General features: G+C 66.8%; 18 protein-coding genes, 1 tRNA gene and 1 riboswitch. Of the genes, 8 read left to right on the top strand and 11 right to left on the bottom strand.

Going from position 1 to position 18,614, the window contains the following annotated elements; translation table 11 throughout:
- The first annotated feature begins 62 nt into the window (after positions 1–62).
- On the top strand, positions 63–368 hold the full coding sequence (locus FDA38_RS02130; protein WP_202877526.1) for a DUF3024 domain-containing protein: 306 nt from the start codon (positions 63–65) through the stop codon (positions 366–368).
- 146 nt (positions 369–514) lie between these two features.
- Here the strand turns inward: FDA38_RS02130 and FDA38_RS02125 are convergent, their stop codons facing one another.
- The 4 genes from FDA38_RS02125 to FDA38_RS02110 all read right to left on the bottom strand — a co-directional run bounded on the left by FDA38_RS02125 (position 515) and on the right by FDA38_RS02110 (position 6,197).
- Positions 515–4,333 (bottom strand): hypothetical protein, encoded by a 3,819-nt coding sequence (locus tag FDA38_RS02125; RefSeq protein ID WP_137252368.1) that lies wholly within the window; start codon positions 4,331–4,333, stop codon positions 515–517.
- Between the two features lie 849 nt (positions 4,334–5,182).
- Positions 5,183–5,461 carry a helix-turn-helix domain-containing protein gene (locus FDA38_RS43595; RefSeq protein ID WP_137252367.1) on the bottom strand — a complete coding sequence of 93 codons (279 nt, stop codon included), beginning with the start codon at positions 5,459–5,461 and terminating at the stop codon, positions 5,183–5,185.
- Complete coding sequence (locus FDA38_RS42035; RefSeq protein WP_170989526.1) at positions 5,368–5,841, bottom strand: hypothetical protein; 474 nt, start codon at positions 5,839–5,841, stop codon at positions 5,368–5,370. The genes FDA38_RS43595 and FDA38_RS42035 overlap by 94 nt, the downstream gene beginning before the upstream one ends.
- A gap of 283 nt (positions 5,842–6,124) precedes the next feature.
- Positions 6,125–6,197 (bottom strand) — tRNA-Lys (locus tag FDA38_RS02110).
- A 352-nt stretch (positions 6,198–6,549) separates the two neighbouring features.
- Here FDA38_RS02110 and FDA38_RS02105 point away from each other — a divergent pair.
- Positions 6,550–7,122 carry a G5 domain-containing protein gene (locus FDA38_RS02105; RefSeq protein ID WP_137252366.1) on the top strand — a complete coding sequence of 191 codons (573 nt, stop codon included), beginning with the start codon at positions 6,550–6,552 and terminating at the stop codon, positions 7,120–7,122.
- Here the strand turns inward: FDA38_RS02105 and FDA38_RS02100 are convergent.
- Genes FDA38_RS02100 through FDA38_RS02090 form a run of 3 tightly spaced genes read right to left on the bottom strand, consistent with a single transcriptional unit; the run spans position 7,119 to position 8,539 of the window.
- Positions 7,119–7,634, bottom strand: a complete 516-nt coding sequence (locus FDA38_RS02100) for a YceI family protein (RefSeq protein ID WP_137252365.1) — start codon at positions 7,632–7,634, stop codon at positions 7,119–7,121. The genes FDA38_RS02105 and FDA38_RS02100 overlap by 4 nt on opposite strands.
- A gap of 31 nt (positions 7,635–7,665) precedes the next feature.
- Entirely contained in the window at positions 7,666–8,085 is a 420-nt protein-coding gene (locus FDA38_RS02095) for a pyridoxamine 5'-phosphate oxidase family protein (RefSeq protein ID WP_170989559.1), read from the bottom strand.
- Positions 8,086–8,137: 52 nt separating this feature from the next.
- Positions 8,138–8,539, bottom strand: coding sequence for a hypothetical protein (locus tag FDA38_RS02090; RefSeq protein ID WP_137252363.1), 402 nt, complete (start codon positions 8,537–8,539; stop codon positions 8,138–8,140).
- A gap of 69 nt (positions 8,540–8,608) precedes the next feature.
- Here FDA38_RS02090 and FDA38_RS42030 point away from each other — a divergent pair, with 69 nt between their 5' ends.
- The 3 genes from FDA38_RS42030 to FDA38_RS02080 all read left to right on the top strand — a co-directional run bounded on the left by FDA38_RS42030 (position 8,609) and on the right by FDA38_RS02080 (position 12,376).
- Positions 8,609–8,767: a hypothetical protein gene (locus FDA38_RS42030; RefSeq protein ID WP_170989558.1), complete on the top strand. Its 159-nt coding sequence runs from the start codon at positions 8,609–8,611 to the stop codon at positions 8,765–8,767.
- Between the two features lie 3 nt (positions 8,768–8,770).
- Positions 8,771–9,715, top strand: a complete 945-nt coding sequence (locus FDA38_RS02085; protein WP_137252362.1) for an ArsR/SmtB family transcription factor — start codon at positions 8,771–8,773, stop codon at positions 9,713–9,715.
- Between the two features lie 102 nt (positions 9,716–9,817).
- Positions 9,818–12,376 carry a glycosyl hydrolase gene (locus tag FDA38_RS02080; RefSeq protein ID WP_137252361.1) on the top strand — a complete coding sequence of 853 codons (2,559 nt, stop codon included), beginning with the start codon at positions 9,818–9,820 and terminating at the stop codon, positions 12,374–12,376.
- Here FDA38_RS02080 and FDA38_RS02075 read toward each other — a convergent pair.
- Complete coding sequence (locus tag FDA38_RS02075) at positions 12,373–13,380, bottom strand: LacI family DNA-binding transcriptional regulator (RefSeq protein WP_137252360.1); 1,008 nt, start codon at positions 13,378–13,380, stop codon at positions 12,373–12,375. The genes FDA38_RS02080 and FDA38_RS02075 overlap by 4 nt on opposite strands.
- 65 nt (positions 13,381–13,445) lie before the next feature.
- Positions 13,446–13,557: riboswitch (TPP riboswitch) on the top strand.
- Between FDA38_RS02075 and thiS the strand changes: the two genes are divergently transcribed.
- Both thiS and FDA38_RS02065 read left to right on the top strand, forming a co-directional pair.
- Entirely contained in the window at positions 13,550–13,753 is a 204-nt protein-coding gene (gene thiS / locus FDA38_RS02070) for a sulfur carrier protein ThiS (protein WP_137252359.1), read from the top strand. It overlaps the preceding riboswitch by 8 nt.
- Before the next feature lies 1 nt (position 13,754).
- Entirely contained in the window at positions 13,755–14,528 is a 774-nt protein-coding gene (locus FDA38_RS02065) for a thiazole synthase (RefSeq protein WP_137252358.1), read from the top strand.
- On the opposite strand, the gene FDA38_RS02060 is transcribed toward FDA38_RS02065, so the two are convergent.
- A complete protein-coding gene (locus tag FDA38_RS02060) occupies positions 14,503–16,365 on the bottom strand; it encodes a DUF6807 family protein (RefSeq protein ID WP_202877525.1) in 1,863 nt (620 codons plus the stop codon). The two genes, FDA38_RS02065 and FDA38_RS02060, sit on opposite strands and share 26 nt — an antisense overlap.
- 60 nt (positions 16,366–16,425) lie before the next feature.
- Between FDA38_RS02060 and FDA38_RS02055 the strand changes: the two genes are divergently transcribed.
- Entirely contained in the window at positions 16,426–16,812 is a 387-nt protein-coding gene (locus tag FDA38_RS02055; RefSeq protein ID WP_137252357.1) for a RidA family protein, read from the top strand.
- On the opposite strand, the gene FDA38_RS02050 is transcribed toward FDA38_RS02055, so the two are convergent.
- Together FDA38_RS02050 and FDA38_RS02045 are read right to left on the bottom strand one after the other, a co-directional pair.
- Positions 16,809–17,681 (bottom strand): serine hydrolase, encoded by an 873-nt coding sequence (locus FDA38_RS02050; RefSeq protein WP_137252356.1) that lies wholly within the window; start codon positions 17,679–17,681, stop codon positions 16,809–16,811. The two genes, FDA38_RS02055 and FDA38_RS02050, sit on opposite strands and share 4 nt — an antisense overlap.
- Positions 17,678–18,553: a LysR family transcriptional regulator gene (locus tag FDA38_RS02045; protein WP_137252355.1), complete on the bottom strand. Its 876-nt coding sequence runs from the start codon at positions 18,551–18,553 to the stop codon at positions 17,678–17,680. The genes FDA38_RS02050 and FDA38_RS02045 overlap by 4 nt, the downstream gene beginning before the upstream one ends.
- Between the last annotated feature and the right edge of the window lie 61 nt (positions 18,554–18,614).

The following is an 18,614-nucleotide window of genomic DNA, read 5'->3' as shown; positions in this document are numbered from 1 at the left end:
AGCGGCCGCAGGCCACCCACGGTTGGTGACCTGAATGGTTCTTCCCGAACAGGATGCTGCACGTGTACGGCTATGGTGCGCCGCACGAATCCCGAGCACGCCCGCAACCAACTGCGCATCGCAGCGAACTCGCTGCCCGCCGCCTCACGATCGTGGAACGACGCCGATCACGGCGGGAGGACCTCGGGCCGGATTTGACCAGTTGCGCAACTGGTCGCCTGCACTACAACGCCACCCCCAAGTCCTGGATGTTGTACTGGGCCGACCAACAACTCTTCCACGCCTACGCCCGCCTGTCCCCGTCGCAGAGCATCGACGACCTGCTGACGGAGATCGACCGCGACCCCACGAACATCTTCCGGGGTTGACCGTAAACCGTCGGCGACATGGTTCGACGGTCGAGCCGGCGTTGACAGTTCGCCCGCGGAGCCGTATCGAACGCTGTTGCGATCTCGTTCCTCCGAGCAGGATCCAGAGCCCGCATACGCTAGTCGCTGCGACTGTTCGAGTAGGACTACGCGTCGCCCCGTGCGTCCCTTTCTGCCCGACGGTCTTCTCGGCTGGCGTCGTCCTCGTATTCGGAGGCAAGACCGTCGAGGAGTGCGCCAGCCCGGGGCCATCGTCCGGACACTTTCCGCGCCCATTCAAAATACTTCTTTGCAGTCTTGCGTTCCTTGTCTCCACCCGCGTACATCGATCGACCGGTGAACCCGCCCTGGTTGAAGCGCTGAATGCCGAGGTGCCGTTCGAGGTTGTCATCCTGCTCGTGCTCGAGAACAGTACGGACCGGCTCAGATGGCCAGATCCCGTCAGCATCGGTCATTGGTGCCGCGAGAGCTTCTCCAATAACCATTGAGGCGACGCCGGTCCGATTGACCTTGGCGAGTTCCACCCGCACTTGATCGACCCATGCCTGGACGGCCTCTGCCGTCGGGAGGCCGACGCCATCAGATCCGGGCAGCGGGCCATTCCAGCTACGGAGGAGCCTGAAGAAGGCGTCGGTGTAACGGGCCGACTCTGAAGTCACTGCTGTGTTGGACACAGTTTCTGCAGACTCCTCACCATCCGCTCGCCCGTTCGTGACCGTCGGGTCCTCGGTGTCGGATTTGTAGCAGTGTGCCACGGCCTGGGCGAACAGTTCGGGCTTCCGGGCCAGCTCGCGATGCGCGGCTCGCGGTTCGCGCCGAAGGTCAAGGATGGGCAGATAGAAGAACTCAAGGCCGGCAACGATCTCGTCTGGGACCCCGAGCTTCTCCAGCCGGTTAAGCAGGCGACCGATGATGTACTCGAACGAGTGCGCTCCGGCGTCGGGACGCTCCTGCGTCTCTCTCATAGGCGCGCTGAGCACAGCAATGATGAGGTCCGCCGACGGCCCCGGTTCGTCTCGTACGCTGGCAGCGACGATCGCGCTGAACGGCCGATCGACCTCCATGAGCCCGGCGCAGACACGTTCGATCGTCGCGGAGTCAGTCATGTACGGGCTCACGTTCGACCAGTAAACACGGCGGTGATCCGGCTCGAGTGTGTCGACGATGTCGAGGACTTCGGAGTCGAGACGGGAACACAGGAGGAGCCGCGCAGCCTGGTTGGGTCTCGCCGCGATCTGCGTCCGGATCCAGTTCAGGTCGGTAGCCCGGTGGGCTACGAACCCGAGGACGAGCCCGCTGCCAACCGGAGAGTTATCTGAGTCGTTTTCGAGGCGATCGAGCAGGTCCTCGTCCGCCATCGTGGTCGCCTCGGCGAGCGTCTTGCCGACATATCCCGGGACCTCAACCGTACTGGCGAACTCGATTACGCTGTCGAGACCGTCAGCGAGCAGCCTCATGACGACCTCACGTCGGCGCTCCATTAGCGGTCTCACCGGGGTCGCTCGCGCGACCTCATTGGCGCTCTCCTGCTCATGACTGTGGCCGCCGAGCTCGGCATGGCGGTCGTCGTAGTCGGAGGTGAAGGCGAACAGGAGCGCGGCCTTGTCAGCGTCCAGGTCGACTCCCTGATCAACCAGGAACTGTTCAATGACATCCAGGTCGTCGGGCGACATCGCCCAACTCGCGGAGCTGTGACGGCGGTGGTCGTTCACAGTCGACTTCAGCGACGCGACGACCTGATCGTGGCCCGAGTCGTCGAGGTCATCCCATCTCGCAGCGAGCGTGTCGAGCCCGCTGACGACGTCGGCGCGCGAGAACCGGCTGATGAGTTTCGTTGCCGCGAGAAGACCATCCGGGGCTCCCCCGAGCAGCCGCCTACAGACCTTGCTGACGCCATCGGCCCACTCGGCGCGTGTTGCGTGAGCCCGGGAGACAGGCCAAGGCCTATACCGCGGTCCGGACGGAATGATGCCGCCTCCGCGGTCCTCAGCGAGCTCCTTCAGCAACGCTGTGGCGTGTTCGGGCACTGAAGCCACCACTGCGTCTATGACGTCGAACCGGTTATCGGCGGTGATGGCGCTGTCAGGCCGAATCAAGCTCAGGATGGAGGCCAAGGAGACGTTCGGGCGGTTGGCCCATCGTCCGCCCGGGTCGAGAACTGCGAGGCGGGCGAGTACGACACAGACACGGGAGACGAGGGCTTGCGAGTAGGCGAGGGTCTCCAGGGCCCACAGCAGCGACGAGTGCGAACTGCTCGATTCACCGAACATGGTCTCGCTCTCGACGAACAGCCCCATGACCGGCGGGTCGTCCAAGCGCAACGAAGCTTCGACCGCGTCGAGGAAGGCCTCGGGCGCTGCCTCGGCGAGTTGCGGGAGGACATCGGCGGTAGTCAGCCACCTGGTCCCGTCGGCTCCGTCGAGCAGGTTCCGCACCGCGATGGCCGCGACGGCCTGCCCCGATCGGTTGCCCGCGACCATCCCCCTGCCGACGACCGCACCAAGGATCGCGAGCGTCGCAGCTAAACCCCGACGCAGCGTGTCGGAGTACTGGCGGCGCGGGCGGTTCTCGTCGAAGACCCGTTTGAGCAGGTCCTCCCTAGACAGCCCCAGATCAGGGTGAACGTCGGTCAGAACTTTATCAACCGCGTCCGCGAAAACGGTCAGGTCATCTGCGGTGACCATGGGGAGTAGGAAGTCCCATGCGTCGATGAGGTCGACAAAGTCCCAGCGGTCCTCCAAAACGCTGAGTGGAGCGTCCTCTATGGCGGTCAACGGCACTAGCGCCTTGCTCAGGGAGCGCCACGAGTCGTGCTCGGCGAGCGCCAATAGCACCTCCCGGTCGCCCGGTGCACTCTCGGACCACCCGCCGGCCAGCAGCACCGATGCAAGCAACGACGCGTCGAAAGATTCTGCCCAAGTCGGAACTTGCCGATAGGGACTGAGCCGACGACGAAGCGACCCGAGGTTCCGCCTCGAACCAAACGCATAGTCCTGAGCCCTGTAGAAGTCGACTCCGGCATCCGTCCACGCGGTAGTGGCAGCGTGAGGGTCGAGTGAGGCCAGCCGTCCGACCTGCTGAGCGGCTCGTGAGCGTTGAGGCAGCACCACGTGGTGACCGGCATCGACCGCGTGTGCAACCGAGGCCGGGATGAACAGCGGGACGAGGATGTGGGGCACAGCGTGGGTGCTCCAACGGCGCCAGCCGTCCTCATCCTCAATCACGATGGTGCGTTCCCGCAGGGCCTCCAACTTCTCTGGCTGACGGGCCGCAGGGTCGACACTGGGTTCATCTGTCGACTCGATCTCGTCAGTAGTGACGTTGACGTCGTCTGCATCCTCGATGACGTCGACGCCGGCGTGGACGGTTTCGGACTTCGGGCCGGGCCCGAGGAGCAGCGCCGCCGCGACGAACGCCACGGCCTCGTCGACGCTCGGCGCCGCGATCGGAATGTCACTTGGAGCGTCGTCGAATGCGTCGAGGACGCGGATGACATCGTCACGACGCCCAGCCACGAGGAGTGCAGGTGGGGTGTTCGGATCAGTCTGCCTGCTCCATCGGCCGAACCAGTCACCAATCCCGACGTCACCGAGCGAGCCCAGACCGTGGTGCTCGCGGAACCACGCCTCGACCCCGGGACAGTCCTCCATCCAAAGCGCCAACTCGTCGGCGGTGAGGCACTTGATGTCCTTCCAGCCGTCGCTCTGAGCCTTCTTGCCGACAGCCCATTCCTCACCTGAACCCCATCTCCGGCTCAGGACGCACACGTACGTTGTCGCGGCCCGATCAACAGCCGAGGTCTGCTTCGTGCGCTTCGCGTAGTCATCGTCTGCCTTCGCGAGCCGCGCGGCGTTCGTGCCCATCTCCCAGACCGAGTCGCCGGCCGGCACGTACGGGGCGGCACCACCCTTGACCTGCACGACGCCGTCGAGGCCCGACAGGGCGACGCTCTCGGCAGCCGGCATCCGGATGCAGTCAGGTCTTGCGGACGCCATGATCAGGCGTCGAACTAGCGTCGGCAGATGGGCCTCGGAGTCCCGACGACGAGACCAATCATCTAGGTCAGACGACGTCACCCGCACAGTCATGCCAAGCCCCCTGTTGAACCGAAGCTCCTACTGAGCCCTGCAAGAACATAGCCTCTCGTGGCGCGACCTGGAAGCGTCACGACGGCATCGGCAAGCACAGAACGGGAGGGACAGGCGCGGACTCCTAATCTCGCCGCCCTGCCTCCTGATGACAACTGGCAGCAGCCGCACAGACTCCACTATTCCAAGCCTGACCCTGTGACGCTGGAGGTCGATGCCGGCCTGCGCGATTGGTCGTCGGTACCGCACCGTCAGCCCACCGCGACCCCGGCGCTGTGACAGCCCGGACCGAACGATGCGCCGCGATCACAAGTGCCGGCGTCGCGGATCGCGATTGAGTTCGACGTCGCTGGGACAACGGCCACCCGTCGTGTTGCCACTCGCCAGCTACGGCACCTCGGCCTGCAAAAGGCGCCCACTACATCGCCCCCGGGTCACCAGCCGGCGACCGCGCCGCATCGTCCCGTTGACCCCAGCCACATGATCCACCTGGATGTGAAGAAGACTGGTCAAATCCCTGACGGCGCGGCTGGCGAATCCATGGCATTGGCCAGTCCCCAGGCCACGCAGGTGCTCACCAGAGGTCGAGGTTGGCGAATTCTTGGTCTAGGGCTTCCGCTGCGGAGGGGTTGTGGATTCGGCGGCCCATGTAGACGTCTTGGGTTATGGAGACTTGGGCTTGGCCTAGGTGGTCGGCTATTTGGCGGGCGGATCGGCCTCGGCGGTCTAGGGCGGTGGCGGTGGTTTGCGGAAGGTGTGGGAGCGGATCCAGATGAGGGCGTCTGAGGGTGAGGGTTGGGCTGCTTGGTCGACTTGGGCCCTGATGGTGGGGGATGCGTCGAGGTTTATGCGGTAGGTCTTGAAGAGGGTGGCTACGAGTTCGCGAGCGAGCTTGATGCGGCCGTTCTCGATTAGCTCGAGTCTGGTCTTTGGCCAGCCGAGTTTCGTGACGACCTGTTTGCGGGTGAGGCCGGCTTGGAGGCGGGCGGATTGACCGCGCGGCAAGTCTTCGCGGTGGGGCGGCCCGCGTTGCGCTTGATGGTTCCGATCACTCTGTCGATGCGGGGCGTGGTTGCCTCACCGATCAGGAGTTGGCCGAGGGCGGGCCGTTCGTGGTTCTTGATGGCTGTGCGGTACGTCGTGAGGGTCGTCGGTGATCGACGGCCGTCTTCGATGCGTTCCTCGAGCTTCTCGATCCAGAGGTCGATGAGGTCGTTGATCTTGTCTGTCGGGCTCAGCTCGCCGGACTGCGTGATCGTTGCGCGGTCTCGGAGCTTCGTGAGTAGGCGGTGTTCGGCTGCGGTCTTGGTCTTGGCGGACGCGGTGACTTCACGGGGACGTCCGTCGTGGTCGCGGAAGTACGCGGACGCACGCCCGGAGACCACCTGCCCTGGGCGTCCTTCCTCTCAGGGCAGGATCGGACGTTGCCCCACGTTCCGATCGCAGGGTGCGGTCTGCTCATCTCGGCCCTCCACAGTCCAGCTGCGCGTGGAAGCTCAACGGCTGGGCGGGTCGGAGATCTGATGAAACGAGAGCAGTGCGACAGGATGCGATACATCGCTCAACAACGCGCAGCCAGCTGGCTGCGGTGGCTCCGCGGATTGGCAGAGTAAGCAGACCTGACGGAAGTGGCCGAGGCGCTGATCTGCGCCTGACCTGGGAAAGCGGTAGGCCCCGTGGGACTCGAACCCACAACCCGCGGATTAAAAGTCCGCTGCTCTGCCAGTTGAGCTAGAGGCCCTCAGTTGGTGAGGGGAACAGTGTGTCAGGTTTGGGGTGGGAATGCTTGGTGGGGGTGGGGGCTTGGGGTGGTTACGGTGGGTAGTGGGGTGGGCGGGGGTGGGAGTTGGGGGTACTGCGGGGTAGGTCACGGAAGTGATGCGGTTTGGGGGGATGGAGGGGCGTGGGGTCGCGGTGTGGGTGGGGGTGGTGGTACAGATCGGAATTCGCTCGGGGGGTCCGGGTGGTGACAATCCTGCCGCGGGGGAACCGACGGCGGGTTGGGGGGAAGTGCTGTGTTGTTTGTTCGTGCTGCGGTGGTCGCGGCTGTTGGCGTGTTGGTTGTTGGGTGTGGGGCGGAGCCGGGGGCGGGGGTGGATCAGCCGGCGGCGATTGCGAGCGTTCGGGTCAGCACAACGCCGAACGCCACGCCGACGCCGACCCCGACAGAGACAGAGACGGCGACGGCGACGGCGAGTCAGCCGACGAGCGTCCCCACGTCGGTCCCTAAGGCCACGCCGGTCGTCACGACCAAGGAAGTTGTCGAGCTTCGGGTTATTGCGTTCAAGAAGAAGACGGTGACCGATGACTCGCTGCCGAAGGGTGAGAAGGAGGTCCGGGCCAAAGGGGTGAACGGGACTCGGCGCCTTATCTACCGGGTGACGGTTGTGGATGGTGTGCAGACGGCGAAGCACCTGTTGCGGCAGGAGGTTGCGAAGGAGCCGCGGACGCAGATCACGGCCGTCGGGACCAAGGTCGACGAGCCGGAGGAGGAGTCGTCGGGTTGTGACCCGAACTACTCCGGTTGCGTCCCGATCGCGAGCGACGTCGACTGTTCGGGTGGCAGTGGCAACGGGCCGGAGTACGTCGCCGGTCCGATCGAGGTGATCGGCTCGGACATCTACCGTCTGGACGCCGATCACGACGGGATCGCCTGCGAGGGCTAGGCCGTGGCCACCACCTGGAGGTCGAGGACCACGGTCGGGCTGACCAGGGCCGTGGTCAAGGCGTTCCAGTTCACCTGCCAGCGGGCGCGGTCGATCGTCAGGCGGGCGGCGAATGCGACACCGTCCGCAGTACCGACGAGCTCGAACGGCACCGTCACCGAGTGCGTCACGCCGCGGATGGTCAGGTCGCCGGTCACGTCGAACGTCGTGCCGCCGACCTGCGAGACCTTCGTCGAGGCGAAGGTGATGATCGGGTACGTCGGCGCGTCGAGGAAGTCCTTGCGGAGTTGGGCGTCGCGACGTCGGTCGCCGGTTTCGATGCTGTCCGCGCGGATCGTGAGCTGAGCGCTCGACCTGGCCGGATCGTCGCCGTCCAGGTGTACGGCGCCTTCGAACACGTCGAACCGCCCGTGCACCCGGGTGGCCATCCGGTGGCGCGCGACGAACCCGATTCGCGTCCGCGCGGCGTCGAGCACGTAGTCACCGGTGAGCTGGTTGAGTGTCGTCGTCATGCCGGGTACGACGAGGCAGCGCGTCGAAGTGTCAGCCGATGACCCCCGTGGTGATACGTCGCGGGGTGATGTCGAACATCGAATCCTCGGGCGGATCGGCCAGGTACGCCGCGCGGAACTCCTCCGGCAGGTACTTCTCCACCATCGCGTTCAGCAGGTCTGAACTCAACGGAAGAAACCGTGCCGCACCCTGCATATTCACGTACTTCGCGGTCGGTCCGTCGGCCGTCTGCACCGACAGCGACAACTCACCCGAACCCTCGCGATGCAGCCGAGCCTTCTTCGACTTCGCCGGCGTCATCACCTGGAATCTGTTCTCGCCGGGCAGGTGGTGGAACCACACCGGTGTCACATGCGGCGACCAGCCGGGATCGTCGATCGCCAGCACAGCAACCAGCGGCTGCGCCAGAAACTTCGCTGCTTCGTCATCGTCCATCGTGCGAAAACCCATGCTTCCTCCACTCGTGAGGTCGTCACCGACCCTTCCACGAGCCACCGACAGTTCAGGGCGTGGAGAGAGCAGCCGCCACCTCGAGCAGCGCATCGTGGTACGCCTGGCTGGTGAGATCGGCGAAGGTCGACGCAAGCCAGAATCCAGGACGGCCGGCCCGGATTCGCTCTACCTGCTGCAAAGCAGCCGGGCTGTAGACGGCCTTGACCCGCCAGTTGGTCAGCTGCCCGGTCTGGACCCTTGCCGCGACATAGCGTGCGGAGCCCCGGCCGCGGCCGACTACCTCGACGGTTTCCCAGCCCATGCCGCCGAAGCCGTCGGGGACGTAGAGCTTGGCGCCTGCCGGGAAGATCTTCAGCCCACGCCGAGTCTCTTCGCCACCAGGTCCGTACGGTCGCTCCTCGACGACGTTGGCGACGATGCACCAGACAGCCGGCGGCTCCTCTGACGTCACCTCGGTCAGCCTAGTAGCAAGCTCAGTGGTTCATACTGCCGTCGTACGACAAGAGACGAGGAGGGGTTGATGAGTGATCAGGATCCAGTAGAGCCGGATCTGACCGAGGAGGAGACCGAGGCCGGGTTCGACCTGGGGACGGACGTGGCGGAGCCGCAAACGCAGTACGGCACGGAGAACTTCGACATCGCCAACGACCTCGGCTACGGCAACGGGCCGGCCAGCTAACAGGTGCTGACTTACGAGCTGACTTCGCGTGATCTGGCGGAGGTGCGGTTTGCGGTGTCGCCGGTCGCGGAGATGGTGTTGTCGTTGCGCGCGCTCCGGGAGCCGGGGAGGTTCCCGCTCCAGCTGGGCTGGGTACGCGCGGTCCAGCCCAAAGTGACGGAGCTCGATTGGGACGTACTGCGGTGGCTCGTCAACGACACCATGGGCAGCCCGGACTTCCTCACCCCGCGACCGACCTCGCCTCTCACCCAGCTCGCCGACGAGCTCGAGATCATCGCCGCCGTCGACCGCGAAACGTACGAGCGCCAACTCGTCGCGGTGAACGGCGAACTCCCGCCAGACCTCACCCTCGAGAAAGTCATCGACGCACTCCGCCAGTACTGGGACGCCATGATGGCGCCGTACTGGGACCGGACGCGCACCCTCCTGTCCGCAGACATCAGCTACCGCGGCCACGTCCTCACCCAGCACGGCACCGGCGCCATGCTCAACGGCCTCGCGCCGGCGATCACGTACGCCGACGGACTCCTCAAGGTCGACCGCGTAGCCGTCATCAGCCGGAGCGAAGCCATCGACGGCCGCGGACTCGTCCTGCAGCCGAGCCTGTTCGGGCCGCACGCCGTGATCCCGTTCGACCCCGGAGCCGAGCCGATCCTGGGCTACCCACCCCGCGGCCAAGCCAACCTGTGGTCGGTCGTCGAGCCGCCCTCGCAACAAGATCTCGCCCAACTCATAGGTACGCCGCGCGCCCACATCCTCGAGCTCCTGACACATCCCCGTACGACGACCGACCTCGCCGGCGAGCTCAAGGTGACGCCATCGGCCGTGAGCCAGCACCTCCAACTGCTCCGCCGTACCGGCCTGGTCGAGCCGCAACGCACCGGCAAGCAGGTCCTGTACCGGCCGACCGAGCTGGCCGCCCTACTGACTGGCGCCGAGCTCAGCTGAGCTGTTGACACCAAGATCACCCACAGCGATAGTACAAATCGATTTGCATAACGTCGTGGCAGCCGACGTCTCACCTACACCGCCCTGATTCAAGGAGTCGGCATGAGACGTAGTCTTGCCATCGTTCTCGGAGTTCTCCTCCTCTGCTTCGGCACCATCGCCCCAGCCCATGCGGCGACCCTCGCCCTCACTCCCCTCACCCTCGGCAACGTGTTCACCGACGGCCAGCAGGTGAAGGTCGGCCTCAGCACCGACGCGTCATCCGTCACCTGGTCCGCAGCCGACGTCAACGGCACCGTCGTCGCGACCGGCAGCCAAGCCGCCGCGAGCACATTGCAGATCTCGGTCACCACCCGCGGCTGGTACAAGCTGACCGTCCAAGCAGGCACTCTCAGCGCCCAGACAACCTTCGCCATCCTCAGCCCACTCAGTACGGCGTCAGTCGCGGGCCTCACCACCAACCACGTCGGCGATTTCGAGAACACCGCGGAAGGCTGGACCTTCTACCCAGGCAGCGAATTCCCCGGCGCAACCGGGAGCTTCGCGCTCGACACCGCCGACAACCACTCCGGCACCAGCTCCGGCAAACTGTCCGGCAACTTCAGCGCCGGCGGCGCGTACGTCAGCGTCAACCGAACCCTCCCATCGGTCAACGCATCCAGCGTCAGCTTCTGGGTCAAGTCCCCGAACTTGTCCTTCCTCACGTTCCGCATCACCGACTCCACCGGCCAGGTCCACCAGCAGCGCCTAACGTTGTCTGGGGCAACTGATTGGCAGCCGTTGAGCGTGGCCCGGTTCGACGGCGGCAAGCAGTACGTCCACTTCGGCGGCGCGAACGACGGCGTCTGGCACGGTCCGGCCAAGGGCCTCGAGATCGTGCTCGACAAAGGAGCGATCCCTGGCGCGACGAGCACGAGCGTGAGCCTCGACGACTTCACTCTCAACGCCCTGTCGACCAAACCGACGACACCGCTCGGCGACTACGAGAGCGCGGCCGAAGGCTGGTCGTTCTACCCAGGCAGCGAGTTCGCCGGCGCCACCGGCAGCCTCACCTACGACACCACGAACTTGCAGGCCGGTGCCCAGTCCGCGAAGCTCTCTGGTGACTTCACGGGCGGCGGCAACTACGTCGCCATCCAGCGCAACCTTGTCCCGATCAACCTGACCGCCCTCAGCCTGTGGGTGAAGACCAGTCAGTTGTCGGCGATCGGTCTGCGGCTGACCGACGCGACCGGCCAGGTCCATCAGCAACGTCTCACGCTGTCCGGCTCGACGGCCTGGCAACAACTCAATGTCACCACCTTCAACGGCGGCACCAGCTACCTGCACTTCGGCGGCGCCGACGACGGCATCTGGCACGGCCCCGCCAAGGCGATCATGCTGACGCTGGACAATAGCCTGATCATCGGCGGCGGTACGACGGCCTCCGTCAACGTCGACGCGGTCGCAGCGACGACGCCCACGACGTACAACGGGGTCGGCACGCACTTTGCCGGTTCCTGGGCGCCGGATGCGATCCCGCTGGTAAGCCAGGCAGGTGCGCGGACGGCGAGAGATGAGGCGTACTGGTCCGCCGCCGAGACCACCGCCGGCACCTACGCGTTCCCGGCCAAGGTCACGACGTACCTGCAGTCCTTCCAATCCAACGGTCTCGACCCGTTGATGGTCGCGGACTACGGCAACTGCCTCTACGACTGCCCCGATCAGCTCTTCAACGCGCCGTACACCGACGCCGGCCGGACCGCGTTCGCCAACTACGCCAACGCGCTGGCGAATCAGTATCCGCAGGTCCACAACCTGGCCGTGTGGAACGAGTGGGACGTCAACGCGGCCGGGCCGGCCAATAAGACGCCCGACAGCTACCTCGCGCTGCTCAAGGCGACGTACACGAAGGTGAAGGCGACCCATCCCGATCTCACCATCGTCGGCGGCGGCGACACCGACGTGACGCAACAGGCCTGGTTCCAGACGTTCTGCCAGCTCGGCGGGCTGAAGTACCTCGACGTGGTGTCGATCCACCCGTACAACTTCCTGCACGCACCCGAGAGTCTCGGTACCGCGATCGATCAGGTGCGGGCGACGATCCGGCAGTACAACGGCGGTGTGGACAAGCCGATCTGGATCACCGAGGCCGGCTGGTACACCGGCTCCGGCAGCGCCGTACCCGTCGACGAGCCCACGCAGGCGATGTACATGGCGCGCGAGATGCTCAACGTCCCCGGGCACGACGTCGACCGGTTCTACATGTACGACTTCAAGAACGACGGCATCGACCCGGCCGCGGCCGAGAACAACTTCGGGCTCGTGCACAACGAGGCCGACGCACTCGGCAAGTACACGCCCAAACCGTCGTACGTCGCCTACGCAACCGCTGCCCGTCAGCTGCGCGGCGCCACGTTCCTCGGCAAGGAGAACCCCGGCAACGGCTTGATCGATCAGGTGTACGCGGCGAACGACGGTACGCCGTTCCGCGCGATCTGGGCCGCATCCGGATCCAACACGACGGTGACGGTCAACGCGACCGGCCCCGTCCAGGTCACCAGCCTCTACGGCCTGACCAGCACGATGACACCTAACGCAAGCGGCCAGATCACGGTCACAGTCGGCGTCTGGCCGACGTACATCTCGGGCTCGACCGTCACCTCGGTGACCGCACCCTAAGCGGACTCCCGCGGTACGACGGAAGGCGCGAACAGAATGCGCTGCGGCAGGCTGGCGGTGGTGGCCGTCTCCGCCAGCCTGCCCAGCAGGACCCGTCCCACCGCGCGACCCTGCTCGCGCGGATCCCCCGCGATCGTCGTCAACGACGGCGAGATGAGCGCCGCCGCCTCGATGTCGTCGAAACCCATCACCGCAAGGTCATCGGGTACGCGAAGGCCGCGAGCCCGCGCGACATCCAGCGCGCCGATAGCGACCATGTCGTTCGTGCACAGCACCGCCCGAGGCGGTTTGTGCAGCTCGAGCAGCTTCTCCATACCCGCCGCACCGCCGGCGCGCGAGAACTCTTCTCGGACGATCAGCTGACTGTTGAACCGCAACCCGGCCGAGGTCAGCGCACGCCGATAACCCTTCACCCGATCGGCAGGCGGCCCGTCCCCCGAAGCACCGGTGATGAACGCGATCCGGTGATAGCCGCGACCGATCAGGTACCGCGTCGCGATCTCCCCCGCCGCGAGATCGTCCGAGGTCAGTACGTCGATACCCGCCGAGGCCCGACGCCCTCCCATCAGCGCCACCGGGATCCCGGCCTCGACCGCGGCCGCGACATCGCTCGACTTGCTGTAGTAGCCGGCGAACACGATCGCGTCGACGCTGCGAGTCACCATCCGCGCGACCAGATCCTTCTCGGCCGACGGCGAGCCGTCCGTGTTGCCGATCAGCACCTGGTACCCGGGCTCGCTGACCACATCGAGCAGACCGCGCGCGACCGACGGGTAGAACGGGTTGGTGATATCCGGCACGATCAGCGCGATCGTCAGCGTCCGCTGCATCCGCAGGCTGCGCGCGAGCTGGTTCGGCTCCCAACCGAGCTCGTCCATCACCGACCGCACCCGCGCCCGCGTCACCTCCGACACATGCCGCCGTCCCGACAACACGTGCGAGACCGTCGTCGGACTCACGCCGGCCCGGGCAGCCACGTCCGAGATCCCGACCCGCTTGGCCAAGGCCTCCCCCTCCCAGGGCGCTTTTGGTCACGATATCCGCCCTCGCGCGGGAGAGCGCTATAGTCGAGAACGTCCGCGGGAGCTCGCCGGGAGTGGGCTGAGAGGGTGACTACGCCGTCACCGACCGCCGAACCTGAATCGGGTAATTCCGGCGTAGGGAGGAAGCGCGATGGAATCCGTCTGGGTGAACGGTACGGCGATCGACGTACCGGCCGGCAAGTCCGTGGCCGAGCTGATCACGGAGTACTCCGATCGCACCACCGGGATCGCGGTCGCGGTGAACCAGAACGTGCTGACCAAGGCCGAGTGGGCGCAGACCGCGTTGCGGAGCGGCGACCGGGTCGAGATCGTCAGCGCGACGCAGGGAGGCTGACATGGATGATCCACTGGAGCTCGGCGGACGGACGTACACGTCCCGGCTCATCATGGGGACCGGCGGTTCGGCCAACCTGGAAGTGATGGAGGAGGCATTGATTGCCTCCGGCACCCAACTGACCACGGTCGCGATGCGCCGCCTGGGCACGGGGCACGAGGGCTCGGTGCTCGACGTACTCAAGAAGCACAACATCGACGTACTGCCGAACACGGCCGGCTGTCACACCGCCGCCGAGGCTGTGCTGACCGCGAAGCTGGCGCGGGAGGCGTTGGAGACCGACCTGATCAAGGTCGAGGTCGTCGCCGACGATCACCTGCTGCTGCCCGATCCGTTCGAGTTGCTCGATGCCGTCGAAGCGTTGGTGGCGGACGGATTCACCGTGCTGCCGTACACGAACGACGACCCGATCCTCGCCCGCCGGCTCGAGCAGGCCGGGTGTGCGGCCGTCATGCCGTTGGCCGCACCAATCGGTTCGGCGCTCGGCATCCGCAACCCGCACAACATCGCGCTGATCGCGGAAGCGGCCAACGTACCGGTGATCGTCGATGCCGGGATCGGTACGGCGAGCGACGCCGCGCTGGCCATGGAGCTCGGCTGCGACGCGGTCATGCTCGCGACCCCGGTCACCCGCGCGGAGAAACCTGCCCTGATGGCCGCCGCGATGCGCGACGCTGTCTCTGCCGGCCGGTCGGCACGCCTTGCAGGCCGCGTGCCTCGCCGCTGGCAGTCCGCGCTGGCGTCATCGCCTACAACTGGCTTGCCAACGTCTTAGCCTCGGCCAGATCCACGCGCCGATCCAGCAGGAGCGCGCTGAGCGACAACGTCAGCTCCTGATTGGGCTGCAACGTCAGCGGGTCGTCCCACGAGAGCGCGGGGCACGCGCCGACGTACGCGTCCACGCGGAGGAACCACGGACGTACGTCGGCCGGTTGGACCAGCAGCAACGTGACGTCACCTTGGACGAATCCCAGCCACGGACTCGTCGAGCGGAAGGCGGCATCGAGGCCTTCGCCATCGGCTGAGAGCACCGTCGTTTCGACCAGGGGTAGCCGCCAGAAGATCCCGCCGTACGCGGCGCCTTCTCGGCCGACGGTGGCTGGGCTTTCGATCTGTACCGGGCCGTAGCGCGCGGTGAGGACGCTCTCCCAGTCGAGTCGCCAGCCGCCGGCAGCGAGTTCGCCGACGAGACGACGACGCTCGACCAGCTGCGGTCGGCCTTGTTCGTCGTACCAGGTGATGTCGTCGATCAGCTCGTGCCAGTCGGCCGTGACGCCGCGGCTGCGTTGCTGACCGTGGTTCGTCAGCAGGGTCGGTCCTTGATCGCGGACGTACGTCCGGCCGCCCCAGTGCGAGGTGCCGTTGACGACCGGTACGGCGAGCGAGACGCCGTAATGATGCCGATGATCGACCGGGCTCACCTCGGTCAACGAGTGCCCACCGAGCGTCCGGACCGGGTGCAGATACGGCCGAGGCGCATGGACTTGCGGCATCCGCCGCCCGAACTCGTACCGCGCCAGCATCCCCGAATCGCTCCCGAGCGCGAAGATGTCGCCCTGCCGCCGCCAGCCGACCAGATCAGCCGACGTACCACTCCGCGACACCGGCGCCTGCGGCACCAGCCCCGTGCTCGCCCGCACCGCCAACCGCAGCTCCGGTACGTCGTCCGCGTCGCCGTTCGGCGCAGCGATCGACGCGTGCAACCGCCGCCAGGCCAACTCCCCGAGATCCTTCTGCGGCACGCGAACCGTGGTCAGCGACGGTACGGCGAACCGCGCCAGCCCGATGTCATCCATCCCGGTCACCGAAAGATCAGTCGGTACGGCGACCCCGACCTCATTGAGCCGGGCCAGCAACCCGAAGGCGACCAGATCGTTGAAGGCGACGACCGCCGTCACGTGCGACTCGAGCACCCGCTCGACCGCGGCGTACCCGTCCTCGATCGACCGGCCGCACTCGAACCGAACGAGTTCCAGCCCAGGGATCTCCCGCTCGGCGACCTCGAGCGCCCGCAACCGGAGCGTGTTGGACGCACTCGCCGCCGGCCCGGACAGGAACGCGAGCCGCCGATGCCCGAGCCCGACTAGGTGATCGACGACGATCCGTACGGCGCGGCCGTAGTCGACCACCACCGACGCGACCTCTTCCGGCCCTTGCCGGTTGACGAGGATGACCGGCTGCACCTGCGGCAACAGCTCGAGCAGCCGCTCCTCATCCATCCGCGGCGAGACCATGATCAGCGCATCGCACCGCCGCCGCGCCTCGATCGCGATCGCCGCCTCGGCGCTCGGGTCCTCATCGGTCTCGGCGACCAGCACCCGGTATCCGGCCGCCGCGGAAGCGTTCGTGATGCCGCGCAGGATCTGCTGGAACAGCGGGTTGCCGAGATCCGGAACCACCAGCGCGACCATGTTCGTCCGGCCGAGCGACAGACTGCGGGCGAGGTCGCTGGGCCGGTAGTTGAGCCGCTCGGCGGCCGCGCGCACCCGGGCGACGATCTCGGGTGCGACACTGAGACGCCCGTTCATCACCCGGGACACGGTCGCCCGCGACACCTCCGCCAGCCGCGCGACGTCGGCGATCGTGATCGAGTCCTTCGGTGTCCGGCCCACCCTCGTATCCTCTCCCGACGGAAACCGGTTTCTCAACCCTTGCCGGGGTATATCTGGTGCATGAGCAACCTGGAGTATCCGCGCGCAGTAGGAGTTGCCCCGGGCAACGGTTACAGCCACGTCGTGACCGGTCACGGGCAGTGGGTGGCGATCTCCGGACAGGTCGCGCTGGCCCCGGACGGGAAGCTCGTCGGAGTCGGAAACCCGGGCGCCCAGGCCGAGCAGGTGTTCGCGAACCTGGAGCACTGCCTGGCGGCCGCCGGCGCGACCTTCGAGCACGTCGCGAAGATGACGATCTTCGTCACCGACATGGCGAACATGCCGGCGATCCGCGCGGTCCGCGACCGCTACATCCCCGGCACCAAACCGGCCGCCTCGGCCGTCCAGGTAGCAGCCCTCTTCCACCCCGACGTCCTCCTCGAGATCGAGGCCTTCGCAATCGTCTAACGCAGTAGGTCGACGGCCACGCGTGCGGCCTCGCCGATCGCGGCGTCCACGCGTGGCTGGCGGATGTCGCCGCGCGCGGCAAGCGTGAAGACCGCGATCGCGTACGCCGTACCACCGGGCAGCGTGACCACGCCGACCTCGTGCCGCAACGCCCCGAACGTCCCGGTCTTCCCCGCGACACGCACGCCGTCGTGCGGGAACCCGGACGCCAGCCGATGCAGGAACACCTGCCGATGCATCGTCACCTTCACGAACTCGGTCTGCTCCGGCGACAACAACTCCCCCGCCCACAGCCGCCGCAGCAACAACGTCAGGTCGCGGGCGCTGCTCGCCGACGCGTTCGCAGCCTCATAAACCCCGGCCGGATCAGTTCGGTCGTTGTCCGCGAGTACGGCGAGCGCCGCGTCCGGATCGTTCGTCCTGGTACGCCGTTGCAGGTCGAGCAGGTTGCCCGCGGTACCGCGGCGTACCCGGGTCCGGTGCAGGCCGAATGACTCCAGCAGCTCGGCCAGCCGGCGCAGGCCGACGACGTCCAGCAGCGCATCCGCCGACGCGTTGTCGGAGAGCGTCATCATCGACAGCGCCAGGTCTCGCAGCGACGCGGTGACCGGATCCGCGAAGGTCGACAACCCGGTCGGTCCGCCCGTCTTCGTCGAGGGATCGAGCGTGAGCTGCTCCCGCGGGTCGATCTCGCCGAGATCCACGAGCCGGCAGAACCCGGCCAGCAGCGGCAGCTTGTACACCGAGGCCAGCGGCACGATCCCGTCCGCGTCGACCTCGACCGTCGACTCGGGCTCGTCCAGCGCGACCGCATGCAACCAGCCGCGTACGCCGGCGTCCTCGAAGACCGCGCGGATACGGGCGTTCACGACGCCACCAGCGCTTCGGTCAGTTGTGCCATCACGTCGTTCGGCCGGAGGAACGGCGTACGCGTCCTCGACCACACGAGCCGGAGCCGCAACGGCAGCGGATCGTCGGCGAGCCGATGGCGGGTCACGCCGGGCGCGGTCAGCGCGGGATCTGCCGTGACCACGATCGCCTGGCCCGCGGCAGCCATCGCCAAGCCTGCTCGCTCATCGGTGACGACGACGGTCCCGCCGGTGGGTCGATGCAAGGCGAGCGTGTCCAGGAACAGATCGCGGGCCGCCGGTGCCTCGGTGCGCGGCCGGACGGCGACCGGCAGGCCTTTGAGCTGCCGCAACCCGACGACCTCTCCGTCGACCACGCCGGCCGGCGCGAGCGCCCAGGTCGGAAGCAGCGAGACGGGGCCGGCTTCCAATCCGTCCAGCACGACGGGATGCAGTACGGCGGCCAAGGTCAGCCGGCCCGTATTCACCTGGTTGATCAACGAGCTCGTCGAGGCGGTGACGACTGTGACCCGGCTGCCCGGGATCACCGCGCCGGAGGCGACGGCGACTGCGGCACCGGCCGAGGGCGGGACCTCGGGCGCCAGGCCCAGCCGGATCTCCGGTCCTTCGGGATCGCGGGAGACCGCGGCCTGGTGCAGCTCCTCGATCGAGGTCAGCGCGCGGCGCGCGTACGGCAGCAGCGCGACCCCGGCGGGCGTGAGCTCGACCCCGCCCGCACCCCGTTCGAACAGCTTGGCGCCGACGAGGGCCTCGAGGCGGCGCAACCCCTGGGACAGCGGCGGCTGGGTGATTCCGACGACTCGGGCCGCGTCGCCGAAGTGCTGCTCCTCGGCGAGAGCGATGAAAATCTGCAGATGCCTTTCAGTGAGCATGACGTGACTGACCTGCGGTGATATCTCCAGACAATCGGCCCATGCTCAAGAGCATATTCGA

Origin of the sequence: Kribbella jiaozuonensis, from assembly GCF_005233875.1 — a bacterium.
GTDB lineage: Bacteria > Actinomycetota > Actinomycetes > Propionibacteriales > Kribbellaceae > Kribbella > Kribbella jiaozuonensis.
The sequence above is the reverse complement of the archived record's forward strand: the minus strand, read 5'-3'. Positions and strand labels throughout refer to the sequence as shown.